General features: G+C 73.0%; 20 protein-coding genes. 3 read left to right on the plus strand and 17 right to left on the minus strand.

Annotated features, from left to right (window positions below; genetic code table 11):
* Positions 1–266: 266 nt before the first annotated feature.
* Positions 267–1,901: a ribosomal protection-like ABC-F family protein gene (gene abc-f / locus KIK05_RS14020; protein WP_214411121.1), complete on the plus strand. Its 1,635-nt coding sequence runs from the start codon at positions 267–269 to the stop codon at positions 1,899–1,901.
* A gap of 93 nt (positions 1,902–1,994) precedes the next feature.
* On the opposite strand, the gene KIK05_RS14025 is transcribed toward abc-f, so the two are convergent.
* From KIK05_RS14025 to KIK05_RS14035, 3 genes are all read right to left on the minus strand, one after another.
* On the minus strand, positions 1,995–3,641 hold the full coding sequence (locus tag KIK05_RS14025) for an MFS transporter (RefSeq protein ID WP_214411122.1): 1,647 nt from the start codon (positions 3,639–3,641) through the stop codon (positions 1,995–1,997).
* Complete coding sequence (locus tag KIK05_RS14030) at positions 3,638–4,384, minus strand: LppX_LprAFG lipoprotein (RefSeq protein ID WP_308249910.1); 747 nt, start codon at positions 4,382–4,384, stop codon at positions 3,638–3,640. The genes KIK05_RS14025 and KIK05_RS14030 overlap by 4 nt, the downstream gene beginning before the upstream one ends.
* A 139-nt stretch (positions 4,385–4,523) precedes the next feature.
* Positions 4,524–5,018: a MarR family winged helix-turn-helix transcriptional regulator gene (locus KIK05_RS14035; RefSeq protein WP_214411124.1), complete on the minus strand. Its 495-nt coding sequence runs from the start codon at positions 5,016–5,018 to the stop codon at positions 4,524–4,526.
* A gap of 133 nt (positions 5,019–5,151) precedes the next feature.
* On the opposite strand from KIK05_RS14035, the gene KIK05_RS14040 reads away from it, so the two are divergent.
* The gene (locus KIK05_RS14040) at positions 5,152–6,126 is read left to right on the plus strand and encodes a cation diffusion facilitator family transporter (RefSeq protein WP_214411125.1); all 975 of its coding nucleotides are present in this window, start codon (positions 5,152–5,154) and stop codon (positions 6,124–6,126) included.
* A gap of 7 nt (positions 6,127–6,133) precedes the next feature.
* On the opposite strand, the gene KIK05_RS14045 is transcribed toward KIK05_RS14040, so the two are convergent.
* From KIK05_RS14045 to KIK05_RS14090, 10 genes are all read right to left on the minus strand, one after another.
* Positions 6,134–6,820, minus strand: coding sequence for a hypothetical protein (locus KIK05_RS14045; protein ID WP_214411126.1), 687 nt, complete (start codon positions 6,818–6,820; stop codon positions 6,134–6,136).
* A gap of 20 nt (positions 6,821–6,840) precedes the next feature.
* Positions 6,841–7,899, minus strand: a complete 1,059-nt coding sequence (locus KIK05_RS14050; RefSeq protein ID WP_214411127.1) for an MCE family protein — start codon at positions 7,897–7,899, stop codon at positions 6,841–6,843.
* A complete protein-coding gene (locus KIK05_RS14055) occupies positions 7,896–8,954 on the minus strand; it encodes an MCE family protein (protein ID WP_308249911.1) in 1,059 nt (352 codons plus the stop codon). Before KIK05_RS14055 ends, KIK05_RS14050 begins: the two co-directional genes overlap by 4 nt.
* Positions 8,951–9,985 carry an MCE family protein gene (locus tag KIK05_RS14060; RefSeq protein WP_214411128.1) on the minus strand — a complete coding sequence of 345 codons (1,035 nt, stop codon included), beginning with the start codon at positions 9,983–9,985 and terminating at the stop codon, positions 8,951–8,953. The genes KIK05_RS14055 and KIK05_RS14060 overlap by 4 nt, the downstream gene beginning before the upstream one ends.
* Positions 9,982–11,001 carry an MlaD family protein gene (locus KIK05_RS14065; RefSeq protein ID WP_214411129.1) on the minus strand — a complete coding sequence of 340 codons (1,020 nt, stop codon included), beginning with the start codon at positions 10,999–11,001 and terminating at the stop codon, positions 9,982–9,984. The genes KIK05_RS14060 and KIK05_RS14065 overlap by 4 nt, the downstream gene beginning before the upstream one ends.
* The gene (locus tag KIK05_RS14070; RefSeq protein WP_214411130.1) at positions 10,998–12,026 is read right to left on the minus strand and encodes an MCE family protein; all 1,029 of its coding nucleotides are present in this window, start codon (positions 12,024–12,026) and stop codon (positions 10,998–11,000) included. Before KIK05_RS14070 ends, KIK05_RS14065 begins: the two co-directional genes overlap by 4 nt.
* A gap of 1 nt (position 12,027) precedes the next feature.
* The gene (locus KIK05_RS14075; RefSeq protein WP_214411131.1) at positions 12,028–13,035 is read right to left on the minus strand and encodes an MlaD family protein; all 1,008 of its coding nucleotides are present in this window, start codon (positions 13,033–13,035) and stop codon (positions 12,028–12,030) included.
* On the minus strand, positions 13,035–13,874 hold the full coding sequence (locus KIK05_RS14080; RefSeq protein ID WP_214411132.1) for an ABC transporter permease: 840 nt from the start codon (positions 13,872–13,874) through the stop codon (positions 13,035–13,037). The genes KIK05_RS14075 and KIK05_RS14080 overlap by 1 nt, the downstream gene beginning before the upstream one ends.
* Positions 13,871–14,674 carry an MlaE family ABC transporter permease gene (locus tag KIK05_RS14085; RefSeq protein ID WP_214411133.1) on the minus strand — a complete coding sequence of 268 codons (804 nt, stop codon included), beginning with the start codon at positions 14,672–14,674 and terminating at the stop codon, positions 13,871–13,873. The genes KIK05_RS14080 and KIK05_RS14085 overlap by 4 nt, the downstream gene beginning before the upstream one ends.
* Positions 14,675–14,867: 193 nt before the next feature.
* The gene (locus KIK05_RS14090) at positions 14,868–16,265 is read right to left on the minus strand and encodes an aminopeptidase P family protein (RefSeq protein WP_214411134.1); all 1,398 of its coding nucleotides are present in this window, start codon (positions 16,263–16,265) and stop codon (positions 14,868–14,870) included.
* Positions 16,266–16,450: 185 nt separating this feature from the next.
* Between KIK05_RS14090 and KIK05_RS14095 the strand changes: the two genes are divergently transcribed.
* Positions 16,451–16,879, plus strand: a complete 429-nt coding sequence (locus KIK05_RS14095) for a CBS domain-containing protein (RefSeq protein WP_214411135.1) — start codon at positions 16,451–16,453, stop codon at positions 16,877–16,879.
* 12 nt (positions 16,880–16,891) lie between these two features.
* Here KIK05_RS14095 and KIK05_RS14100 read toward each other — a convergent pair whose 3' ends face one another.
* Genes KIK05_RS14100 through KIK05_RS14115 form a run of 4 tightly spaced genes read right to left on the minus strand, consistent with a single transcriptional unit; the run spans position 16,892 to position 22,373 of the window.
* A complete protein-coding gene (locus KIK05_RS14100; protein ID WP_214411136.1) occupies positions 16,892–17,530 on the minus strand; it encodes a GNAT family N-acetyltransferase in 639 nt (212 codons plus the stop codon).
* A 9-nt stretch (positions 17,531–17,539) separates the two neighbouring features.
* Complete coding sequence (locus KIK05_RS14105) at positions 17,540–19,258, minus strand: glycoside hydrolase family 9 protein (RefSeq protein ID WP_214411137.1); 1,719 nt, start codon at positions 19,256–19,258, stop codon at positions 17,540–17,542.
* A 50-nt stretch (positions 19,259–19,308) separates the two neighbouring features.
* On the minus strand, positions 19,309–20,673 hold the full coding sequence (locus KIK05_RS14110) for a GH1 family beta-glucosidase (RefSeq protein ID WP_214411138.1): 1,365 nt from the start codon (positions 20,671–20,673) through the stop codon (positions 19,309–19,311).
* 56 nt (positions 20,674–20,729) lie between these two features.
* Positions 20,730–22,373 carry a beta-N-acetylhexosaminidase gene (locus KIK05_RS14115; protein WP_250562765.1) on the minus strand — a complete coding sequence of 548 codons (1,644 nt, stop codon included), beginning with the start codon at positions 22,371–22,373 and terminating at the stop codon, positions 20,730–20,732.
* Positions 22,374–22,479: the final 106 nt, after the last annotated feature.

Consider the following 22,479-nt stretch of genomic DNA (forward strand, 5'->3'; position numbering starts at 1 on the left):
GGCGGGCCGGTACGGGGCCGGCTTCTTCGTCGCCCGACCGGCTCGGTTCGAGGGGCTGGTATGGTAGGCGGAGCGTAGATCGCTAGTTAGGGAGACCAGACGTGGCAGGTGACGACGACATCTCCGGGTGATACCCGGATGTGACCGGCCCGGCAGGCGTGCGAGATCGCCGCTGCCGCCCCGGCCGTGTGTCGTCGTACACGCATCCCTGTCCCCTTTTTCCGGGCGGCTGTGGCGCGCCCGTGTTCTCCTACGAGGTCTCTCGCATGTCCTACACCTGCGTCGTCTGCTCCAACCTGTCGTTCTCCTGGCCCGACGACACCCCGGTCTTCCGTGACCTGTCCTTCACCGTCGGCCCCGGCCGTACCGGCCTGGTCGCCCCGAACGGCGCCGGCAAGAGCACGCTGCTCAAGCTGCTCGCCGGCGAGTACCGGCCGGGTGGCGGCAGCGTCACCGTGGACGGCGTCGTCGGCTACCTGCCGCAGAGCCTGCCCCTGGCCGGTGACCTGACCGTGGCCGAGGTGCTCGGGATCGCCCCGGTGATCGCGGCGCTGGACGCCATCGAGTCCGGGGACGCCGCCGAGGAGCACTTCACCACGATCGGCAACGACTGGGACATCGAGGAGCGCACGCGCGCCCAGCTCGACCGGCTCGGCCTCGGCGAGGTCGACTTCGGCCGCCGCCTGCGCACCCTCAGCGGCGGCGAGGTCATCTCGCTGGGGCTGGCCGCTCAGCTGCTGAAGCGGCCCGACGTGCTGCTGCTCGACGAGCCGACCAACAACCTCGACCTCGACGCGCGCCGCAGGCTCTACGCGGTGCTGGACGACTGGAACGGTTGCCTGCTGCTGGTGAGCCACGACCGGGAGCTGCTGGACCGCATGGACCGGATCGCCGAGCTTCACGGGGGCGAGCTCCGCTCGTACGGGGGGAACTTCACCGCCTACGAGGAGGCCGTACGCGCCGAGCAGGAGGTCGCCGAGCGGAACGTCCGCAGCGCGGAACAGGAGCTCAAGCGCGAGAAGCGGGAGATGCAGCAGGCACGGGAGCGTGCCGAGCGCCGGGCGGGCAACGCGGCCCGCAACCTCAAGAACGCCGGCCTGGCGCGTATCGTCGCCGGGAACCTCAAGCGCTCGGCCCAGGAGTCGGCGGGACGGGCGGGCCAGACGCACGCCGCCCGGGTGGACGACGCCAGGGCCAGGCTCGACGAGGCCGGCCGCGCCCTGCGCGACGACCTGAAGCTCGTCCTTGAGCTGCCGGCGACCAACGTCCCGGCCGGGCGGACCGTCTTCCACGGCGAGCACCTGCAGGCCCGGTACGGTGAACGGCCGCTGTTCGCCGGGCAGGGCGTCGACCTGACCATCCGTGGCCCCGAGCGCATCGCCCTGGCCGGGCCCAACGGCGCGGGCAAGTCCACCCTGCTGCGCATGATCTCGGGCGAGGTGGAGCCGGAGGGCGGCCTGGTCAGGCGGGCCGAGGGCCGGGTCGCCTACCTGTCCCAGCGGCTGGACCTGCTCGACCTCGACCGCACCGTGGCGGAGAACTTCGCCGCGTCCGCGCCGGAGATGGCCCCGGCGGAGCGGATGAACCTGCTCGCCCGCTTCCTGTTCCGCGGCTCCCGCGCCCACCTGCCCGTGGGGGTGCTGTCCGGGGGCGAGCGGCTGCGCGCGACGCTGGCCTGTGTCCTGTGCGCGGAGCCGGCCCCCCAGCTCCTGCTGCTGGACGAGCCCACCAACAACCTCGACCTGGTGAGCGTCGGCCAGCTGGAGAGCGCGCTGGCCGCCTACCAGGGCGCGTTCGTGGTGGTCAGCCACGACGAGCGGTTCCTGGCCGAGATCGGGGTGGACCGCCGGCTGCGCCTCTCGGAGGGCCGCCTGCTGGAGAGCGGCCCAGGCGAGGCCTGACCCCCGGTGGGCCGGCTGGACGGCGGCATGCGCATGGTGCCGGACCACCGTCCGGCCGGTCGATGAAGGCCCTTCGGGGCGGACGGCGGCCGGTCAGGGGTGCTCGGTGGCGGCCCGGTCGTCCCGGCGCGCGGCGGCAGGAGCCGGGACGGCGCGGGCGGGCAGGGCCAGGGCCACGAAGGCGCCGACGCCGCACAGAATCGCCGTCAGCAGGAAGATCTCGGTGTACTCGGTGTGCAGGGCCGCCTGGACCTTGCCGGTGTACTCGGCCAGGCGGCGGGCGTACTCCGCCTGCTCCACGCCGAACGGCAGCGGTGTGTCCAGGTGGGCGGTGAGCGACTGGAACCGGTGGAAGCCCCACGCCGACAGGGCGGCGACGCCGAGCAGCATGCCCATCATGCGGGCCACCACGACGGCCGCGGCGGCCACGCCGTGCCGCTCCGCCGGGGTGGTCCGCAGCACCGCCGAGGAGATCGGGGCGATCACCGCGCCGACGCCGAGGCCCGCGACCACCAGGTCGGCGTCGACCCGGGGCAGGCCGAGGGGATAGGCGGCGCCGGCCAGGTCCATCGGCCAGCGGGAGATCAGCGCGTACCCGGCGCAGGCGACCGCGAGCCCGGCCACGGCGATCGCCCGCTCGCCGAACCTCCGGGCGAGCAGCCCGCCGAGGAACGCCGCCACGGCCAGCGCGACCAGGAACCTCGACAGCAGCAGCGCGCCGCCCACGGTGTCCTCCTCCAGCAGCGTCTGGGCGGTGAGCTGCACGTCCACCAGCGTGACCAGCAGCGCGGCGCCGGTGAGGAAGCTCACCACCAGCGACGCCGCGAACGGGCCGCGCCGCACGCCCGTCATGTCGAGCAGCCGGGTGCGCGCCCGCGCCTCCCACACCGCGAACGCCACCAGGGCGACCAGGCCGGCGGCGATGGCGGGCACGCCCCACGGTGGCAGGACGGCCTTGTCGGGCTCGGGGTTGTAGAGCCCGGCCACCAGCAGGCCGAGCGCCAGGGCCAGCAGCAGGCCGCCGCCGGCGTCGACGCGGGTGCGCGGGCCGGTGCGCGGCGCCGGGGGCGGCACGGTACGGTGCGCGGCCACCGCCGCGAGCAGGGCCAGCGGGATGTTCACCCAGAAGATGCCCCGCCATCCGGCCAGGGCGGCCAGCCCCGCCCCGTACAGCGGCCCGAGGACGCTGCCGAGCTCCTGCGCGGCGCCCACGGCGCCGAGCGCGACCGGCCGGGTGCGCTCGTCCCACAGGTCGCCGACCAGTGCCATCGTGATCGGCAGCAGCGCCCCGCCCGCGATGCCCTGGAGCGTACGCCCGGCCGTCAGCGCCGGGACGGACGTGGCGAGGGCCGTCACCGCGGACCCGGCCGCGAAGCCGGCGAGGCAGGCGTGGATGAGCGGACGCCGGCCGTACCGGTCGGACAACTGGCCGAGCAGCGGCATCGCGGCGATGTAGCCGAGCAGGAACCCCGTGACCACCGGCGTGGCGCGCTCGAGGTGGTTGATCGGCACCCCGACGTCCTTGGCGATGTCGACCAGGACGGTGACCACGACGTAGGCGTCGAGCGCGGCCAGCAGCACCGCCGTGCCGCCGACACCCAGCGCCACGCGGCGGGTCGCCCCGGCGGAGCCGGCCCCGCCGGTGGAGGGAGTTCCCGGCCGGTCGTCGTCCTGGTTCCCGGGCCGTCCGTGGGAAGGGCCGGGCGGCCGGTCGCCGTCGCGGCGGGAGGGGAGCGTCACTGCTTGGCCGGAGGGGTGATGGTGACGGGGGCGTCGTAGTCGTCCATGGTGACCACGACCGTGCCGGCGTTGGCGCCGGTGCCGACCGGCAGGCTCGTCTTCACCAGGCGGCCGGTGGCCTTGTCGATCCACACCCGGCCGTTCACCCCCTGGCCGACGCCCGGCACGAGCGTGGCGATGACCTGCTGCGACAGGGTGACCGCGACCCGGTAGGCGTCGGTGCCGCCGACCTTCTCCTCGGCCTCGGTACGCGGGTCGGAGGCGGTGGCCAGCAGGTGGGCGACGCCCTTGTCGGGATCGAGGATGGCCGACGGGTCGTAGATGCCGGCGAGCTGCTGCCGCGTCATCGTCTGGTAGCCGCCGGTCGGGCCCTTGAAGTAGACGGTGTCGCCGGTCAGTACGAAGTTGAGCTCCTGGAGGTTGCCCAGCACCTGGATCTGGATCGTGCCCTTGGCGGCCCCCTGCCCGGTGAGGGTGCCTTCGGCGTGCTTGACCGGAACGGGTGGCTTGCCCTCGGTCGCGATCGTGAAGGCGACGGTCTTGACCGTTCGCATGGCCTGCGCGGACTTGGCCACCAGGTCCTTGCCCGCCGGAAGCGTGACGGCCGGTGACGACGAGCACGCCGCCACCAGGCACAGCAGCGCCAGGAGCGGCACGACGAAGAGCCGGACCGCGGTGACCTCGGACGCCGGCGCGCCTGGCGTGCGGGTGGAGGTCAGGAGAGTGAGCGACCTTTTCGACACAGCCCGGATGGTAGCCATCGTTCGGGGAGCGGTAGTGGATTCGCAGGTATCGGTTTGGGGGCATCCCGGTGGCCCCGCCCCCGATACCTCGCAAACCGCCCGAAGGGGCTACTGCTCGAGCGGCGTGCGAGGGTGGGACCTAGGCGCGCTCCTCGGCCCGAAGGCGCAGCAGGTGCTCGACGACGGGGGTGTAGGCGGCCTCCAGGGCCGTGACCAGCTCGGGGGTGAGGCGGTCGATGAAGTGGTAGCGCACGTTGGCGACGTGCATGGGCGCCACCCGCTGGATGGTCTCCCAGCCGTGCTCGGTGAGCACCGCGAAGGTGCCGCGCCGGTCGTCCGGGCAGCTCTCCCTGGCGACCAGGGAGGCCGCCTCCATGCGGGCGATCTGGTGCGACAGACGGCTGCGGGACTGGATCGTCGCCTCGGCCAGATCGCTCATCCGCATCCGATGACCCGGGCTCTCGGAGAGGTTGACGAGGATCTCGTAGTCGTTCACCGACAGCCCGAACCTGTGGAGGTCGCGATCGAGCCGGTGCTCCAGGAGCCTGTGCGCGGCGAGATGGGCACGCCAGGCCCGCTGCTCCTCGTCGCTCAGCCAGTTGGGTTCGAGGTCCTCCGAGTGCGCCGTGCTCATGCAGTGAATCTATCTCCCTCCCGATGGGACGCGGCGGGCCAGTACGGACAGATGACGCGGGCGCGCCCATGAGCGCGGAACAAAATTCCCTTCCGGCCGATACTGACGGCCGCGCCGGGGAAGGAGGGGCGGCGTGAGCGACAAGACGGAGCAGAACGAGGGTAGGGAGAGCTTCCTCACCGTCCTCGTGGCGGCAGGGGTGAACCTCGCCATCGCGGCGGCGAAGCTGGTGGCGGGCCTGCTCAGCGGCTCCTCCGCCATGCTGTCGGAGGCGGCGCACTCGGCGGCCGACACCGTGACCGAGGTGCTGCTGCTGGTCTCGGTGCGGCGCAGCGAGCAGCCCGCCGACCGGCGGCACCCCTTCGGGTACGGCAAGGCGGGGTTCTTCTGGGCGCTGATGGCGGCGGGCGCGACGCTGGTGGTGGGCGCGGGCTTCTCGATCACCCACGGCGTCCAGACGATCCTGTACGGCGAGGAGCTCGCCGACCTCGCCGTCTCGTACATCGTCCTCGCGATCTCCTTCGTGCTCGAGATGGTCTCGTTCATCAGAGCCGTCAAGCAGGTCCGGCGCGAGGCCGAGCGCTGGAGCGTCAGCACGGGGCGGTACGTCGCCAACACCGCCGACACGGCCGTCAAGGCCGTGGTGTTCGAGGACTCCGCGGCGCTGCTCGGCATCGTGATCGCCGCGATCGGCCTGCTCGGTTACCAGCTCAGCGGGTCGCCGCTGTGGGACGGCCTGGCCTCGGTGCTGATCGGCCTGCTGCTGCTCGGCATCGCCCTGCACCTCATCAAGGCCAACGCCTCGCTGCTCATCGGGCAGGCGGCCCCGCAGAGCCTGCAGCGCGAGGTGATGAACGAGCTGAAGGCCTCGCCCGAGGTGAGCGGCGTGGTCGAGCTGCTGACCATGATGCTCGGCCCCAACGACGTGCTGGTCGCCGCGAAGATCGACTTCGTCGACGAGTGCACGGGGGACCGGCTGGAGCAGGCCTCGGAGGAGATCGAGCACCGGCTGGTGGAACGCTATCCGGACATCAGCCACGTCTTCCTGGACCCGACCCCGGGCCGGCCCGCCCGCGAACGGACGGCCGGCCCGCGCGCCGGCGCCTGAACCGGTGTCAGGAGCCGCTCCTGCGCGGGGTGGGGGACGCGTCCGGCCCGGGTACCGGGGTGCCGTCCTTGCCGGTCACCTGCTCGTCGGCCGCGCCGAGCGTCACCACCTGGTCGACCTTCCAGGAGCCCCTGTCCAGCAGCAGCTTCAGCCGCAGGTACGTGCCGGTCACCCGCCGGGTGCCGACGTCGCTGGTGACCTGCTGGTCGACGGGGACGAGCGCGTCGGCGCGGGCGCCGTCGACGTCGCCGACGTAGACCTCGCCCACCGAGGCCGTGGAGACGGCCTTGAGTTTGACGATCACGTTCTGCAGGGCGCCGCCGACGAACGCCTGGTCGTAGGTCGATAGGAAGTCGCCGGTGGACAGGGCCAGGACGTCCTGGCGGGCCCGCCGCAGGTCGCGGTAGTCGTAGGTGAGCAGGAGCCGGCCGAACCGGGCGGCCGCCGACGACACCGCCAGCCGCGTCGCCCGCTCCCGCGACAGGCCGCTCGCCTCCCGCCACTGGAGCACGCCGGCGGCCGTCACCGCGGTGAACGCCACGACCCCGAGCGCCCCCGCCGCCCGGGCCCGCCCTCGCCTGACCACGGGGGCCGCGGGGCCGCCGGGATCGGGAGCGCCGGAGGGCTTCACGGGCGTGGCGGCCTCCTCGGCCTGGGGCGCGTGGTGTTCCTCGGTGAGCGCGGGTTCGGGCATGATGTCGGTCTCCTCGCGGTTCAGCGCCGCCGTGGCGGCTCGGGGCAGTGCCGTGGCGCCGGCATCGTGGGCGGCGCGAGAGGGCTGTCGTACTCCACCGCGGGCTTCGGGCCCCCGGGGACGCTGAAGACGAACGCCGTCCTGGCGTAGACGCCGTCCGCCCGCCTGTCGGTGATGTCGCGGGCGAACGCGAGCGCCGTCGGAAGGCCGGCGAGCACGTGGTGGACGTACCGCGAGCCGCGCGGGGTGAAGACGACGCCTGGATGCTCGGCGGCAGCGGTGAGCAGGCAGGACAGGCCGGGCCGGGCCGTCGTGAGCAGCCCGTCGATCCGCCTCAGCAGGGACGGCCCGCGAGCGAGGACGGCGTCGAGATCCTCCCGCGAGCGGCGTAGCGCCCCGGTCACGGCGGCCAGGTTCCGCACGCCTGCCGCGATCTTGTCGCGCCGGCCGGCCAGTGTGCCGGTCAGCCTGGTCAGCTGCCCGGCGAGGTCGTCCAGCAGTCCCGCGTTACCGGCGAGGGTGGCGGTGAGGTCGTGGGCGTCGTCGATGAGGCCGCGGATCGCCGGGGAGCGGCCGTCGAGGCCGGTGGCCAGCTCGTGGACGATCGTGCGGGCCTCGTCCGGGGGCACCGTGCCGAGGAGCCTGCCGACCCCCTCGAAGACCCTCCGGTAGTCGACGGGCACCGAGGTCTTGGCCAGGGGGATGACGTCCCCGGCGGCGAGCCTGGGGCCGCCCGTGCCGTTCGAGGGCGGCGACAGCTCGACGTAGGGCTCGCCGATGGCCGACTTGCGGCGGATCGCCGCCGTCACGCCCTGGGGCAGCCGTACGTCACGGCCGAGGTCGAGCCCTACGACGATCTTCCCGGGGGCCAGGCGGATCTCGCCGACCTTGCCGACGTGGACGCCGAGGTAGGCGACGTCGACGCCCTCGACCAGGCCCGGGGAGGACGCGAACTCGGCGTCCACGCGGTAGGGCCTGGTGATCGCGTCGAGCTCGATGAGGCCGCTGAACGCCCATACGGTCATGACCACGCCGAGCACGGCGAAGAACACCAGGTTGACCACGATGCGGGGCCTCATCGCGGCGGCTCCGGCAGCAGTCGCACGCCGTCGAGCAGGCCGCCGTCGCGGGCAGGCGGCCTACCGGGGGAGGACCGGGGCGGGGCCTTCGGCGGGAGCAGTCCCCTGAGCCACACGTAGATCAGCAACCGGCCGTCGACGGTGACGGGCGGGGTGGAGATGAAGCGGTTCATCGTGGCGACCAGCCTGGTGAGGTCGTCCTTGCCGCGCAGCGTCGAGGCGGCGATCGCGCCGAGGCGGTCCAGCAGCCGCCTCAGCCGGGCCGCGTGCCGGGGACGGAAGGTCGCCTCGGCGGCCCGGGCGAGGCCGGTGAGCTCGGTGAGGGCCTGCTTGACATGGTGGCGGCCGTGGACGAGCCGGGCCGTCGCCGCCTCCAGCGTCCCCGGCAGCCTGTCGAGCTCGGAACCGCCCCTGCGCAGGTCGGCGCCGAGCCGCGCGAGGTTGTCGATCGCGGTGGCGATGTCCCCCCGCGCCCGGGCGTAGCTCGCGCCGATCTCGGTCGTGCGGGAGATCAGCCGGTTGAGGTCGTCGCCCTTGCCGGCGAACGCGGTGGCGCCGGCGTCCAGGATCGCGCTGACGTCCTGCGCGGCCAGGGCGTCGACCAGCGGCCCCGCCTTGGCGGTGACCTGCTCGATGTCGGGCCGCACGGAGGTGTCGGCGATCGTCTCCCCGCTGCGCATGAACGGCCCGGTGGCGAGGCCGCGGCCCTTGGGGACGTTCAGCGCGACGTAGTTCTCGCCGAGGATCGAGGTCTTGGCGATGGTCGCCGTCGTCCCTTCCGGGATGGGATGGCCGTCCTCGATGGACATCGTCACCTTCGCCCGGTACCCGTCGAGGGCCACACCGGTGACCGTCCCGACCCGCACGTCGGAGATCTGCACGCCGTGCCCGGACACCAGGCTCTGCACGTCGTCGAAGGTCGCGCTGATCGTGAGCTCTCCGGCGCGTTCTCCCGGCAGGTGCGGGACGCAACCCGCCGCCAGGAGCCCGGCGGCGGCGAGCAGGGCGGTCACCGCGCGGTACGGGGCGGCGCGGCCCCGGCGGGAGATCCTCACCTGTCACCTCCCCGCCGCCGGCGGCAGTCGCTCAGCCCGGCGGGCAGGCACGGCACCGCGCCCAGACCGAGGGAGTCGAACAGAGGGGTGAGCCACGCCCGGACCATCGCGTCGAGCACGATGCGGATCTTCATCACGTGGTGCTCCTTGTCCCAGGAGTCGAGCATCACGTCGGCCCAGCGCGACGACGCCTCGATCGCCCGCGCCACCGACTCGCTGTCGGCCTTCAGCGTGAGCACCACCTCGGCGAGCGCGGCGACCCCGCGCGGCAGCCGTTCCTGGTAGGCGGCGACCAGCACCTCGCCGCGCCGCACGAACCCCGCGACGCCCCGGACGAAGGCCCGGACACGGGCGCGCTCGCCGGCCAGCGTCGAGCTCGCCGCGGCGAAGGCGTCGATCGTCCGCTTCACCTGGCCCTCCCGCCTGTTCAGGCTCGTGGCGAGGCGGTCGAGGCCGCCCGCCAGCCTGACCAGCTCGTCGTCCTGCGCGGCCAGGGTGCGGGTCAGGCCGGCGGTGGCGGACAGCGCCCGGTTGAGGTCGCCGCCCCGCCCGCGCAGGCCGCCGGCGAGGTTGCCGGCGAAGGCGCGCGTGCGGCGGGGGTCGAGGGCGTCGGTCAGCTTGGTGAACGCCTCCAGCGCGTCGTCGACCTCCACCGGCAGGTCGGTGCGCTCCTCGGGGATCACCGTGCCCGCCGCGGCCCTGGCCTTCCCGGGCCGCCACGGCGGGTAGAGGACGACGTCGCGCTCACCCAGGGTGGTCCGCGGGGCCACCACCGCCCGGACGTCGGCGGGCAGCGGCACCTGCCCGTCGATCGTCATCTCGACCCTGACGTGGCCGCCCTCGATCCGGACGCGGTCGACCGACCCGGCGGGCAGGCCCATGACCGTCACCTCGGCCTGCTCGTACAGCGACGGCGCGGCGGGGAAGTAGGCCACCAGCCGGTAGGGCGCGGGGCCGCCCGCCGGCGCCGAGCAGCCCGCCGTGGCGAGCGGGAGCAGCGCGACGGCGGCCGCCGCCACCAGGCGCCTCATCGTCTGCCCTCCCGGTGGCGGCGCAGGAGGCCGAGGACCTCGGGGTCCACCGGGCCGAGCGCGGTGGTGATCGCCTCGATCCACGGCCCCCGGCCGCCGATGGTGGACAGACCGGTGAACGTCGGCCCGGCCCAGGCGAGGGTCCGGCCGAGCTCGCGGTCGCCGTCGCGCAGCCTGCCCGAGATCACGTCCAGGTCGTCGACGGTGCCGATCAGGGCCTTCTCGTGCTCGTCGATCAGCCTGGTCAGGCTGGTGACCAGGTGGCTGCCGTCCCCGAGCAGGGCGCGCAGCTCGTCGCGCCGCCGCCGCAGCTCGTCCAGCATGGCCTGGACGGCGTCGACGAGCCTGCCCAGCTCCCTGTCCTTGGCCTCGGCCAGGCGCATGACGCGGTCGCCGTTGGCGACCAGCTCGCGCAGCCGCGGCTCGCTCCTGCCGATGGTGTCGGCCAGGTCGCCGATGTTGCCGAGCAGGTGGGTCACCTGCCCCTTCCTGCCGGTGCGGACCTTCGCCAGCTCGTCGAGCAGCCTGCCGACGGCTTTGGCGTCGATCCGCCGGACGACCCGCGTGGCGTCCTTCAGCGCGTCGTTGATCAGCACGGGGGTGCCGGTGCGGCTCGTCGGGACGACCCGCCGCTCCTCGGGGAGGGTGTCCATGTACGGCGGGACGACCGGGCCGCTCAGCCGGAGGTGGCGGCCGCCGAGGAGGTTCGACAGGGTCACCTCGGCCCTGGTCTTCGGGCCGAGCCTGACACCGTCGTCCACCCGCCAGGTGACGACGACGTTCCCATGGGCGTAGTCGGCGCGGACCTCGGTGACCCTGCCGACCGTGACCCCGGCCACCCGGACGTCGTCGCCCGCGCGCAGCCCGCCGGAGTCGGGGAAGATCGCCGACATGCGGTATCCGCCGCCGAGGAGGCCGAGGCCGCCGACGAGGAACGTCGCGGTCAGCACGGCGGCGGCGACGGCGAGCGACACCGCGCCCACGGTGACCTTGTCGCGCTCCCTGAACGACTTCACCGGCCGCCCACCAGCAGGTGACGGAGGCCCTCGGCCGTGGCCGCGCGCGACGGCGGGGGAGTGGTCATCGGGTACGGGCAGGGCGGCGGGCCGGCGGCGAGGCAGGGGACCGCGGTGGTGACGAAGTGCCCCCGGGCGGTGGCGGAGAAGGCGCGGGCGAGCAGCGGCCGGACCCCGTCCAGCACCGACCCGATCTCGCCGATGTGGTGGCGGACCCCCGAGGTGACCAGGGAGAGCCGGTCGACGACGGTGCCGAGCTCCTCGGCGTTGGAACCGAGGATCGCGTCGGAGGTGCGGACGGTGGCGGACAGCTCCACCAGGGCGTCGTCGACCAGCCTGCGGTTGCCGTCGAAGGCGTCGCCGAGGGTGACGAGATCGTCGATCAGCCGGGCGATCTGCTTGTCGCGGCGGGCGATCACCCCGGTGACCGTGGCGTAGTCCTTCACCATGCCCTCGACGGCGCTCCTGCGCCGGGCGATCGTCGTGGTGAGGGCGTCGAGGTCGCCGGCCAGCCGGGGGATGCCCTTCTCGTTGCCGTCCAGGGCCCGCCCGGCGGCGGTGAGAAGCCGGTTGATGTCGTCGGGGTCCAGGCTGCGGGTCAGCGGGCCGAGATCGGCGACCAGCTCGCCGAGGTCGGTCACCGAGGTGGTGCGGGCGATACGCGCGCCGTCGCCGAGGACGTCCCCCGACGTGCCGGGGAGCAGGTAGACCACCCGCCGCCCGAGGGCGTCGCGCCACCGCACGGCGGCCTGGCTGTCGGCGGGGATCCTGACGTCGTCCCGGACGGACATCTCGACCTCGGCCCTGCCGTCGACCACCCTGATGCCGTCGACCCGCCCCACGGGGGCGCCCGCGATCTTGACCTCGTCGCCCTCCCGCAGGCCGGACACGTCGTCGAACCGCGCCACGAGCCGGTGCCCACCGCCCGTGCCCACCCGGGCGATCTGCAGCGCGATGACCACGATCAGCCCCGCGGTGACGGCGAAGAACAGGGCGAACTTCGCGAGTGTCCCGCCGCGTCCCATGTCACCTCCCGCCCGACGGGCCGCAGGCCCCCACGACCAGCTCGCACAGGTCGGCGGGGAGGAACGCCTGGACCCGCAGCTGGTTCGCCCCGGCGGGACCGGGGGCGTTCGTCAGACCGCCGAGCAGGCCGAGGAGCCGCCTCACGCTCCGCACGCCGTCGCCGGCGACCCCGAGCTGCGCGTAGATGAGCGCCACCGCCCGTTCACCGGAGTTCACCGCGACCCGGAGATCGGCCCGGTGCCGGTTCAGGCCGTGCGCGCCGAGCGCCGAGATCGCGCTGATCTCCCGCAGCAGCGCCCGTGCCTCGTCGGCCCGTCGCAGCAGCGCGGGGGTGAGCGCCTCCACGTCACGGGCGATCGCGACGATCGGCCGGCCCGGGCCCGCCAGGCTCGTGCTCAGCGCGGCGGCGTCGGCCAGGAAGCGGCGGGCGTCGGCCCGGTGGCGGTAAGCGATCTCGGCGAGCGTGCCGGCGTCGTCGGCGATGTGCCTCAGCTCCCCGCCCTTGCCGTCCAGCCCCTGGGCCAGGGTGTGGACGACCACCGCGACCTCCCTGGGGTCGACGGCGGCCAGGCCCCGGTAGGCCCGAGCCAGGGAGCCCGCGAGGTCCTCGGGGTCCTCGGTGCGGAGGATGCGGGCGCCGGGGCGCAGGTAGGGGCCGTCGCCCTCGTGGGCTCCGGGGATCAGGTCGAGGAACTTCGGCCCGAACACCGAGACGGGCTCGACGGTGGCCCGCGCCGTGTCGGGGACCCGCACCCCCGAATCCAGGCGCACGGCCACGACGGAGCGGGCCTCGCCGTCGAGTTCGACGCCCGTGACCCGGCCCACGGTGACGCCCCTGATCTTGACCGGGGAGTTGGTGTCCAGCCCCTGGCCGGAGTGCCCGAAGACGGCGGTGAACCGGGGCCCGGACGGTTCCCCGGCCTCGCCGATCACGTACGCCAGGGCGGCGACCGCGGCGATCAGGGAGACCGACACGGCGAGCCGTGCGGCGAGCGGTGCCCGGCGCATCAGCCGATCAGCCTCCCGCCCCCGCCGTTCCCCCAGAACAGGTAGGACAGCAGGAGGTTCAGCAGCACGACGACGATGATCGACTGCCTGATGGCGCGGCCCGCCGCGACACCCACGCCGACCGGGCCGCCGGTCGCGTTGTAGCCGTAGTAGCAGTGGATCACGACGACCGAGAACGCGAACACCGCGACCTTGGCGACGCTGCAGACGACGTCGCGCACCGGCAGGTACAGGTGGAAGTAGTGGTCGTACACCCCCGGCGCCATGCCGAAGAACCACGTGCAGACGAGGCGGGTGGCGAAGAAGCTGGAGAACAGCGCGATCAGGTAGACCGGCACCAGGGCGGCCAGCGCCGCCACGACCCGCGTGCACACCAGGTAGGTGAAGGAGTCGACGCCCATCACCTCCAGCGCGTCGATCTCCTCGGAGATGCGCATGGCGCCGAGTTCGGCGGTGTAGGCGGAGCCGGTCTGCGCGGCCAGGGCGACCGCGGCGATGATCGGGGTGATCTCGCGCACGTTGACGAAGCTGCCGATCAGCCCCATGAACGACTCGGCGCCGATCGCCTGGAGCCCCTGGTAGCCCTGCAGGCCGACGGTGGCGCCGACGAAGAACGCCATGGTGAACACCACGAAGACCATGCCGCCGCCGACGACCGTGGCGCCCACCCCGACCACGACGTCGCTGACCTGCCGCAGCACCACCTTGGCCAACCTCGGCCGCAGGACGACGTCGCGCACCGAGTGGAACAGCACCCGCCCCACGAACACCGGCACCTCGGACAGGGCCGCCAGCCGCTCGGCCGGGCCCCGCAGCAGCCGGTGCGCCGCCGCCGTCACGCCGACCCCGGCGGGAACAGCAGGTAGTACAGGGTCGAGACGACGTAGTTGACGCTGAAGACCAGCATGAACGTCACGACCGTCGCCCGGTTGACGGCCCGGCCCACCCCCACCGGGCTGGTGGCGCAGGTCATGCCCATGTGGCACGACACGGTGGCGGTGACCAGGCCGTACACCCAAGCCTTGAACAGCGTCACCAGCAGGTCGCCCGGCCGCAGCAGCGACAGCGCCCCGTCGAGGTACGCGCCGGGGGTGACGCCCTGGACGATCACGTTGAAGAAGTAGCCGCCGCCCGCCGCCGACAGGATGACCAGCGGCACCAGCAGCACGGCCACGGTGCTCGCCGCCCACAGCCGCGGGGTGACCAGCCGGCGCACCGGGTCGACGGCCATGACCTCCATCGCGGCCAGCTCGTCACGGATGTGCCGCGCCCCGATGTCGGACGTCATCGCCGACCCGCCCGCGCCGGAGATCAGCAGCGCGGACGCCATCGGCGCGACCTCGCGGACCACTCCGGCGACGACCGCGCCGCCGGTGGCGGAGGAGGCGCCGAGCTGCCAGGCGAGGTCGCCGACCTGCAGGGCGATGGTCGCGCCGAGCGGGATCGACACCAGCAGCACCGGCACGCTGGTGACCTTGGCGAGGAACCAGCACTGGCCGGCGAACTCCCACCACCAGGTGCGGACGTCCCAGCTGTGCCGCAGCCCGTCCAGGGCGACGGCGGACAGCTCGCCGATCCGGCCGAGCAGCCGTACGACCGGCCGCGTCATGCCCCTGGCCGCGCCCTCACCGCCCGTCATCGGCGGCCGATCGCGTGTGTTTCCGCCATGACCACCTCGTGGTTCGCGGACGACTTCTACGAGTCAGCCACCTTAATGACGGGCGGGCCGGTAAATCGGCGCTTTCTTGGTTTTCCCCGGAAAATCCCTGAAGCGCAAATCGGGCATTTATTGATTTATATGTGATTGTTGGGGGAGAATGCGGGCCGCCGCTTCAGCCCAGCAGGACGCCCATCCAGGACTCGATCTCGTCCGGGTGGCGGGGCAGGCCCGAGGACATCAGCCGGGCGCCGTCCTCGGTGATGATCAGGTCGTCCTCGATGCGCACGCCGATGCCCCGGAACTCCGGCGGCAGCGTCAGGTCGTCCGGCTGCAGGTAGAGGCCGGGCTCGACCGTGAGCACCTGGCCGGCCTCCAGCACCCCGTCGAGGTACGCCGACGCGCGGGCCTTGGCGCAGTCGTGCACGTCCAGCCCGAGCATGTGCCCGCTGCTGCACAGGGTGTAGCGGCGGTGCAGGTCGCCCTCCGCGGACTTCAGCACGCCCCACTCGCGCAGCCCCTCGGCGATGACCGCCATGGCCGCGCGGTGGAAGTCGCGGAACCGCGCCCCCGGCCTCAGCACCTCCATCGCCGCGTTCTGCGCCTCGTAGACCAGCTCGTACACCTGCCGCTGGATCGGGCTGAAGCGTCCCGACAGGGGGAGTGTGCGGGTGATGTCGGCGGTGTAGAGGTTGTCGGTCTCCACGCCCGCGTCCAGCAACAGCAGCTCGTCGCCGTTCAGGCGGCCGTCGTTGCGGATCCAGTGCAGCACGCACGCGTGCGCGCCGGAGGCGGCGATCGTGTCGTACCCGACGGCGTTCCCCTCCAGCCGCGCCCGCAGCCCGAACACGCCCTCGACGTACCGCTCGCCGCGCGGGTGGGCGAGGGCCTGCGGCAGCGCCCGCACGACGTCCTCGAAGCCGCGTCCCGTCGCGTCCACCGCGTGCTGGAGCTCGGCCACCTCCCACTCGTCCTTGATCAGCCGCATCTCCGACAGGAAGGACGCGAACTCGGCGTCGCCGTCGTGCGGCGCCACCTGTACGTCCACGGTGGGGTCGACGCCGCGCAGCACCCGCGCCGGGCCCGTGAGCGCGTCGCGGAGGCGGTCGGTCGGCGCGCACTCGATCTGGTACAGCGCCTCGGCCTCCTCCAGGGTGGGGCGCGCGCCCACCCAGAACTCGCCGTAGCGGCGGTCGCGGTAGAACTCCTGGCCCGCCGCGCCCTCGGCGGACCTCGGGGAGCGGGGGCGGGTGAACAGCGTGGCAGCGCCGGAGGGGGCGATGACCAGCACGTCGTCGGGCTCCTGGCTCCCCGTCAGGTAGGCGAACGCGCTGTGCGCGCGGAAACGGTAGTCGGAGTCGTTGCTGCGCACCTTCAGCGTGCCGGACGGGATCACCAGCCGCTCGCCGGGGAAGCGCTGGGTGAGCGCGGCGCGGCGCTTGGCGGTGTAGGCGGCCAGCGGCAGCGGCGCCAGACCGGGCCGGCTGGTGTCCGCCCAGCTCTCGGTCATGAAGTCGGCGAGGGCGTCGGAAATCGGCAGGTCGTGGCTGCCGGTGTTCAACTGGTCGGTCATCGCGGTTCCCGTCGTGCCCGTGGACATTGTGATATGTGGCATAGTACTGATCTGCGAGATTTTCGGCCATATGCCGTTTCCCGCCCCGCCGCTCGTCCCTTTACCGATTCCCGCGCTTAACGATGTGCTGAGGTGGGGAAGTCAGAGGTACTCTCCGGCCTCCCCACGCTTATGAGGTGGTGTCGATGCTCATCAGCGCGATCCTGCGAGCTAAGGGCAGCACGGTGGCGACCGTGCGACCACAGGCCAGCGTCACCGAACTACTACAGGCCCTCTCCCGGCACAACATCGGCGCCGTCGTGGTCTCCGAGGACGGGCTGTCGATCGAGGGCATCGTCTCCGAGCGCGACGTGGTGCGGCAACTGCACGCGCGGGGCCCGCGCGTGCTGGAGGAGCCCGTCTCGGCGATCATGACCACGCCCGTCCGCACCTGCGAGCCCGGCGCCGACGTCCACGTCCTGCGCAAGACCATGACCGAGCACCGCATCCGCCACATCCCGGTGCTGGACGACGGCCGGCTGGCCGGCATCGTGAGCATCGGCGACGTGGTCAAGAGCGAGATCGAGGAACTCGAGATGGAGAAGGCCAGCCTGGTCGACTACCTCCACGGCTGACGGCGCCGCGGGTCAGCCGGCGCGCAGGTCCATCACCATGGTCGACCCCCAGGCGGCGCGGCGCGCCTCGGTGAACCCGCAGGCCAGGTAGAACGCGTGCGCCCCCGGATTGCCGCTGCCGACCCCCAGGTGCAGGCCGCGGACCCGGCGCGACCGCAGGGCCGCGATGAGGGTGCCCATCAGCCCGCGGCCGAGGCCCGCCCCCTGGCCGCGCGGCAGGATGTCGATGTGCAGGTGCGCCGGGTACCGCTCGTACAGCTCGTCGGACGCCGGCCTGCTGTCGTGCAGGTGCGCGACGCGCAGGTGGTCCTGCGTGCCGTCGCCGGGGTCGGCGGCGAGCTCCCGGGGGTACTGTTCGCGCAGCCGCGGCCACCAGTCGTCCTCCAGCCACGCCTCGAAGCCCACGGTGTCGGCGGTGGCGACGACGTAACCGACGACGCCCCGCTCGTCGGCGGCCACGAACGTCAGGCCGGGGTCGGCGACCGGGTACGGGCCGCAGTAGATGTGCGGCAGCAGGTCCGGATTGGCGTACAGGCCCGTGGCGTCCCTGCCCGAGTCGCCGGTCGCCAGGCAGACGCGGTACATGCCGGGCAGGTCGAACGGCTCGTACGGGCGGATCGTGACCTTCGCCGGCTTCTCGGCCGATCGCATCGAGGCCTCCTAGCGGACGGCTGAGACGGCGAGGAGGAACCAGGCGGTGTGGGGGATCCACTGCTCGGCCCAGCGCCACGTCTCGCCGCCGCCCGCCTGCTCGGCGGGCATGAAGGCGATGTCGTGCTCGTCGTCGAACCCGCTGGTCACGCCGTTGAGGATGCCGCCCGGAACGTTCTGGAACGCCGTGGAGTATTCGACGTTGTTCCGTCCTCGCCCCTGGATCATAGAGGAGTCGAACGGATTGAGCCCGACCACCCAGTGCAACTGGTCCTCGGCCAGGGTCAGCAGCCGCTCGCGCAGGCCCGCGTCGCACTCGGGCAGCCCGGCGGCGAGCAGCGCGGCGTAGGCCACCGAGGCGATGTTGGCGTTCTCGCCCTGCCACCAGTAGCCGGTCTCGTTCCGGTGCGGGTAGAAGAAACTGGTGCGGGGCTCCTCCCCGGCGGGCTGCACGTACTGCCGGGCGTAGCCGAACGGGTTGTCCACCTCGTCGGCCAGGTACGCCGCGTCCCGCAGCAGCGCCAGCGCCACCGCCCGCGCCCTCGGGGCGAGCGCGGAGCCGTCCAGCACCTGCGCGAAGCGCATCAGCGCCACAGCGGGGAGCCCGGACTCGGCGGCGTGGAAGAACGGCCGGCCCTCGGCGTCCCCGCGCAGGTGACCGAAGCCCTTCCCGGTCCCGGTGTAGCGGTCCATCAGTGAGGCGGCCCGGCGTTCGGCGGCCTCCTCGAACACGGCCCGGCCCGGGGCGCCGGGCACGGTGGCGGCGGCTCTGTGGAGCTCGGTCGCCGCCATGAGCGCGCAGTAGTCGTCGATGACCGACTCGGTGCCGTCGTAGAGGTACTCGTGGTTGTGCTCCTCCAGGTGGGCGAACCCCCGGTACGCCGCCCGGAAGTACTCCTCCGCGGTGAAGTCGCCGTGGTCGTCCAGGGTGGCGGCCCGCGCGAGGGCGGCGATCGCCATGCCGCCTCCCTGCCGGTAGGCGGCCTGCCAGCGCGTGGTGCGCACGCTGTCCTGCAGCGGCGCGTTGATCACCCGTTCGTCGAGCCTCTTGGTCAGCGCGTCGAAGATCGCCGTGTAGAAGTACCCCTCCTCGGACTGGAACCTGAGCAGGAAGTCCGCCCCGTGCAGCCCTTCGTCGCGCATGCGGGCGCCGAGGGTCGCCCACAGCTCGGGATGCCGGGCGCCGAGCTCGTCCCGCGCCGCCATGAACGCCCACGCGCACAGCGGGGTCTGCTGGGGGTTCATCATGCGGGTGTAGTTGAGGTGGCTGAGGAACTTGCTGTGGTCGCCGGAGGCGTCCAGCCAGCCGCCGCGGGCGTCGACCGTGCGCCCGGAGTCGTCACCGTGGAACCGGGCGTGGCGGTCCTTCCTGTCGATCTCCCCGCTCGACCGGACGGCCTTGAAGTAGTACAGGGCGTCCGACAGCGTCGAGTGGTGCAACCGGTACCGCCCGATCTGGAAAGGCTCGGAGACGTGGGTGCCCCCCGCGGTGACGACCTCCACGCGGAACCGGCCCTCGTCCCGGACACGGCTGAAATCGAGGCGCCGGAAGGTGCCGATCGACCACCGGTCGACCCGCAGTTCCGGGCCGACCTCCAGCTCGACCCTGGCCCCGCCGTCGCCGACGAGGAACGCGGCCTCGACGGCCACGGGCTCGCGCAGCAGGATCACGGCCTTCTTCGAGCCGGGCGTGTTGTACCCCAGGTGGCTCGTCAGGATGCTCAGCAACTCTCACTCCCCGATCGCGACAGGATGACGCCGGTGACAGGATCGACGCCTCAGGACTCCAGGGCCTTCTCGCGGGCGACGCGTTCGGCGAAGTACCGGGCGGACCGCTTGGGCGTCCGTTTCTGGGTGTCGTAGTCGACCCGGACGATGCCGAAGCGGCGGTCGTAGCCGAAGGACCATTCGAAGTTGTCGAACAGCGACCAGGCGAAGTACCCCCGCAGGTTCACGCCCCGCTCGCGGGCCTCCAGGGCGGCGTCGATGTGGGTGCGCAGGTAGTTCTCCCGGTCGACGTCGTCGACGTAGCCGTTCTCGTCGGGCTCGTCGGCGTAGGCCGCGCCGTTCTCGGTGATGTACCAGGCCGGGCCCGGGTACTCCCGTTCCAGGCGCAGCAGCAGGTGCGTCAGCTCCTCGGGGGTGACCTCCCAGTCCATGGCGGTGCGCTCCACGTCCCGGGCGATCGTCGCGGTCCCCGGCCACCGGTTCTGCCCGGCCGGCGCCGCCGCCACCACGCTGGAGGAGTAGTAGTTGACGCCGAGCACGTCCAGCGGCTGGGCGATGATCGCCAGGTCGCCGTCGCGGACCGGCAGCGGGCAGCCCAGCTCCTCCAGCTTCCCGGCGATGTCGGCGGGGTACTCCCCGCGCAGCAGCGGGTCAAGGTAGAGCCGGTTGCTGAGCCCGTCCTCCCACAGCGCGGCGGCGAGGTCCTCCGGCGAGGCGGTCGCGGGGATCTTGGGGGAGAGGTTGAGGGTGATGCCGACCTCCAGGCCGTCGGCACGGCCGCCGGCGTGGGCCCCCTCCCGGATGGCCTGGGCGGCCAGGCCGTGCCCGAGCAGCAGGTGGTGCAGCGCGGCGAACCCGGCCCGGGCGTCCCGGCGTCCCGGCGCGTGCCGGCCGCTGACGTACCCGAGCATCGCCGAGCACCACGGCTCGTTCAGGGTCGTCCACTGCCGGACGCGATCGCCGAGCGCGTCGTGGGCGATGGCCGCGTACTCCGCGAAGCGGTAGGCCGTGTCGCGGCCGGGCCATCCTCCGGCATCCTCGAGTGCCTGCGGCAGGTCCCAGTGGTACAGGGTGATCCACGGCAGGATGCCGCGCGCGAGCAGCTCGTCCACGAGGCGGTCGTAGAACGCGATGCCCTTGGGGTTGCCCGGCCCGGTGCCGTCCGGCTGCACGCGGGGCCACGCCAGCGAGAAGCGGTACACGTCGATGCCGAGCCCGGCCATGAGGGCGACGTCCTCGGGCATCCGGTGGTAGTGGTCGCACGCGATCTCGCCGGTCTCCCCGGCCACGACGGTGCCGGGGGTGGCGCAGAAGGTGTCCCAGATGGACGGCGTGCGGCCGTCCTCGTCGACGGCGCCCTCGATCTGGTAGGACGAGGTGGCCGTGCCCCACAGGAGCTTCGGCTTGCGTTCCATCGGTGCCTGCTTTCCGGATCGTCGGTCAGGGGAGGTCGGCCAGGGGAAGGGCCGGCTCACGGTTCGTGCGAGATCGACTCGACCCATTTCCTGGTCTCCTCGATCCGCCCCGACTGCGCGCGCCGCCACACGCCGGTGCCCCCGGCCTGCCACGGGTGCGGGCCGTCGAGCGGACGGTACTCCACGCCGAGCGCGTCGAGCCGTTCCAGGTGCCCGGCGAGACGGGCCTCGAACTCGGGCAGGTCGAGGATCTCGCCGGACCACAGCACCTCGGCGAGCGCGCAGGCGCGGGGGAAGGCGAGGTAGTCCAGGTGCCGCTCGGCGGGGACCCACTCGGTCCAGATCTGGAACTGCCCGCCGAGGACCCGGGCGCGCCGTTCGGCGGGCCACTCGCCGGGGGCGGGGGAGAAGGCCGCGACGTCGCCCAGGGTGATCGGGCCGCCCTCGGAGCGGCGCTCCTGCGGCAGGCCGGACTGGTCGAAGTTGAAGTACGTCGGGAACAGCGGGGTCCGCACGACGTCGTGGGACGCGGCGGCGCGCTCGGCCACCCGGTGGCCGCGCCAGGCCATGACGATGGTGTCGTCGAGCACGCCGCCGGTGACGAAGGCCTCGTCCCAGACGACCATGCGCACGCCGAGCCCGGCCAGGAAGCCGCCGAGGGAGCGCAGGAAGTGCCCGTGCATCTGCTTGACGTCGGTGTAGCCGTGCTCGGCCATCTCGGCGGCGATGACCGGGTCGGACGCCCACCAGCTCATGTCGCACTCGTCGCCCCCGAGGTGCACGTAGGGCGCCCGGGTGGCGTCGAGGATCTCCTCCAGCACCTCCTGGAGGAAGGCCACCACCGGGCGGGTCGGGCTGATGGACGACCCGCCGGCCCAGACGGTGTCGAGGACGGCCTGGTCGCGTCCGGGTTCGCCCAGCTCGGGGTAGGCGGCGCGCAGGGCGGAGGTGTGCCCTGGGACGTCGATCTCCGGGACGATCTCGATGCCGCGCGACCGGGCGTAGGCGGCCATCTCCGCCAGGTCGTCCAGCGTGTAGTGGCCGCCGTGCGGGGTCCCGTCGGCCACGCCGTCGGGGCCGAGCCGGGTCGAGGGCCGCCAGCTCCCGACGCGGTGCAGGCGGGGGTGACGGCGGCTCTCCACGCGCCACCCCTGGTCGTCGGCCAGGTGCAGGTGCAGGCGGTTGAAGCGGTGCGCCGCCAGCAGGTCGATGTACCGCAGGACGGTGCGCTTGGGGAAGAAGTGCCGCGCGACGTCGAGCATCGCCCCCCGCCAGGCGTACGCCGGACGGTCGGCCACGATCCCGCACGGCACGCTCCAGCCGCCCTCCGGCGCCGCGCCGCGGCGCCAGGCGTTCGCGGGCAGGAGCTGCCGGAGCGTCGTCAGGGCGTTGACGACCCCTTCCACCCCGCCCGCGCGGACGTCCAGACGTCCCTCGGAGATCTCCACCTCGTAACCGCCGGGCACGTGGTCGTCCCGGTCGCTCACGGTGAACCACGTGGTCTTAGTGGTATTACGCGGTCTGCCCTCCGTCGATGTCGGCGAGAAGGGGACGCCGAGGTCGGCGAGAAAGCTCTGCGCGATCGCTTGCGTCCGGCCGGAACCGTTGACCTTGAGAATCGTTCCCGCAGTTAAACGGCATGCTCCCGGACGTGGTGAGGCCTTCGACGGTCGAGGGAGGAGGGAGGAGTAGGCGTCCAAAGTACGTCCCGAGGTGTCGATCCGAGTGGCGCGGTGCGGGGGAGATCGCGCCGTCCGACGTCGGCGAAGGTACTCGTTGTATTTAGTTGGTGCAAGTGGTACGGTC

The organism is Sphaerisporangium fuscum (assembly GCF_018531465.1).
Classification (GTDB): Bacteria; Actinomycetota; Actinomycetes; order Streptosporangiales; family Streptosporangiaceae; genus Sphaerisporangium; species Sphaerisporangium fuscum.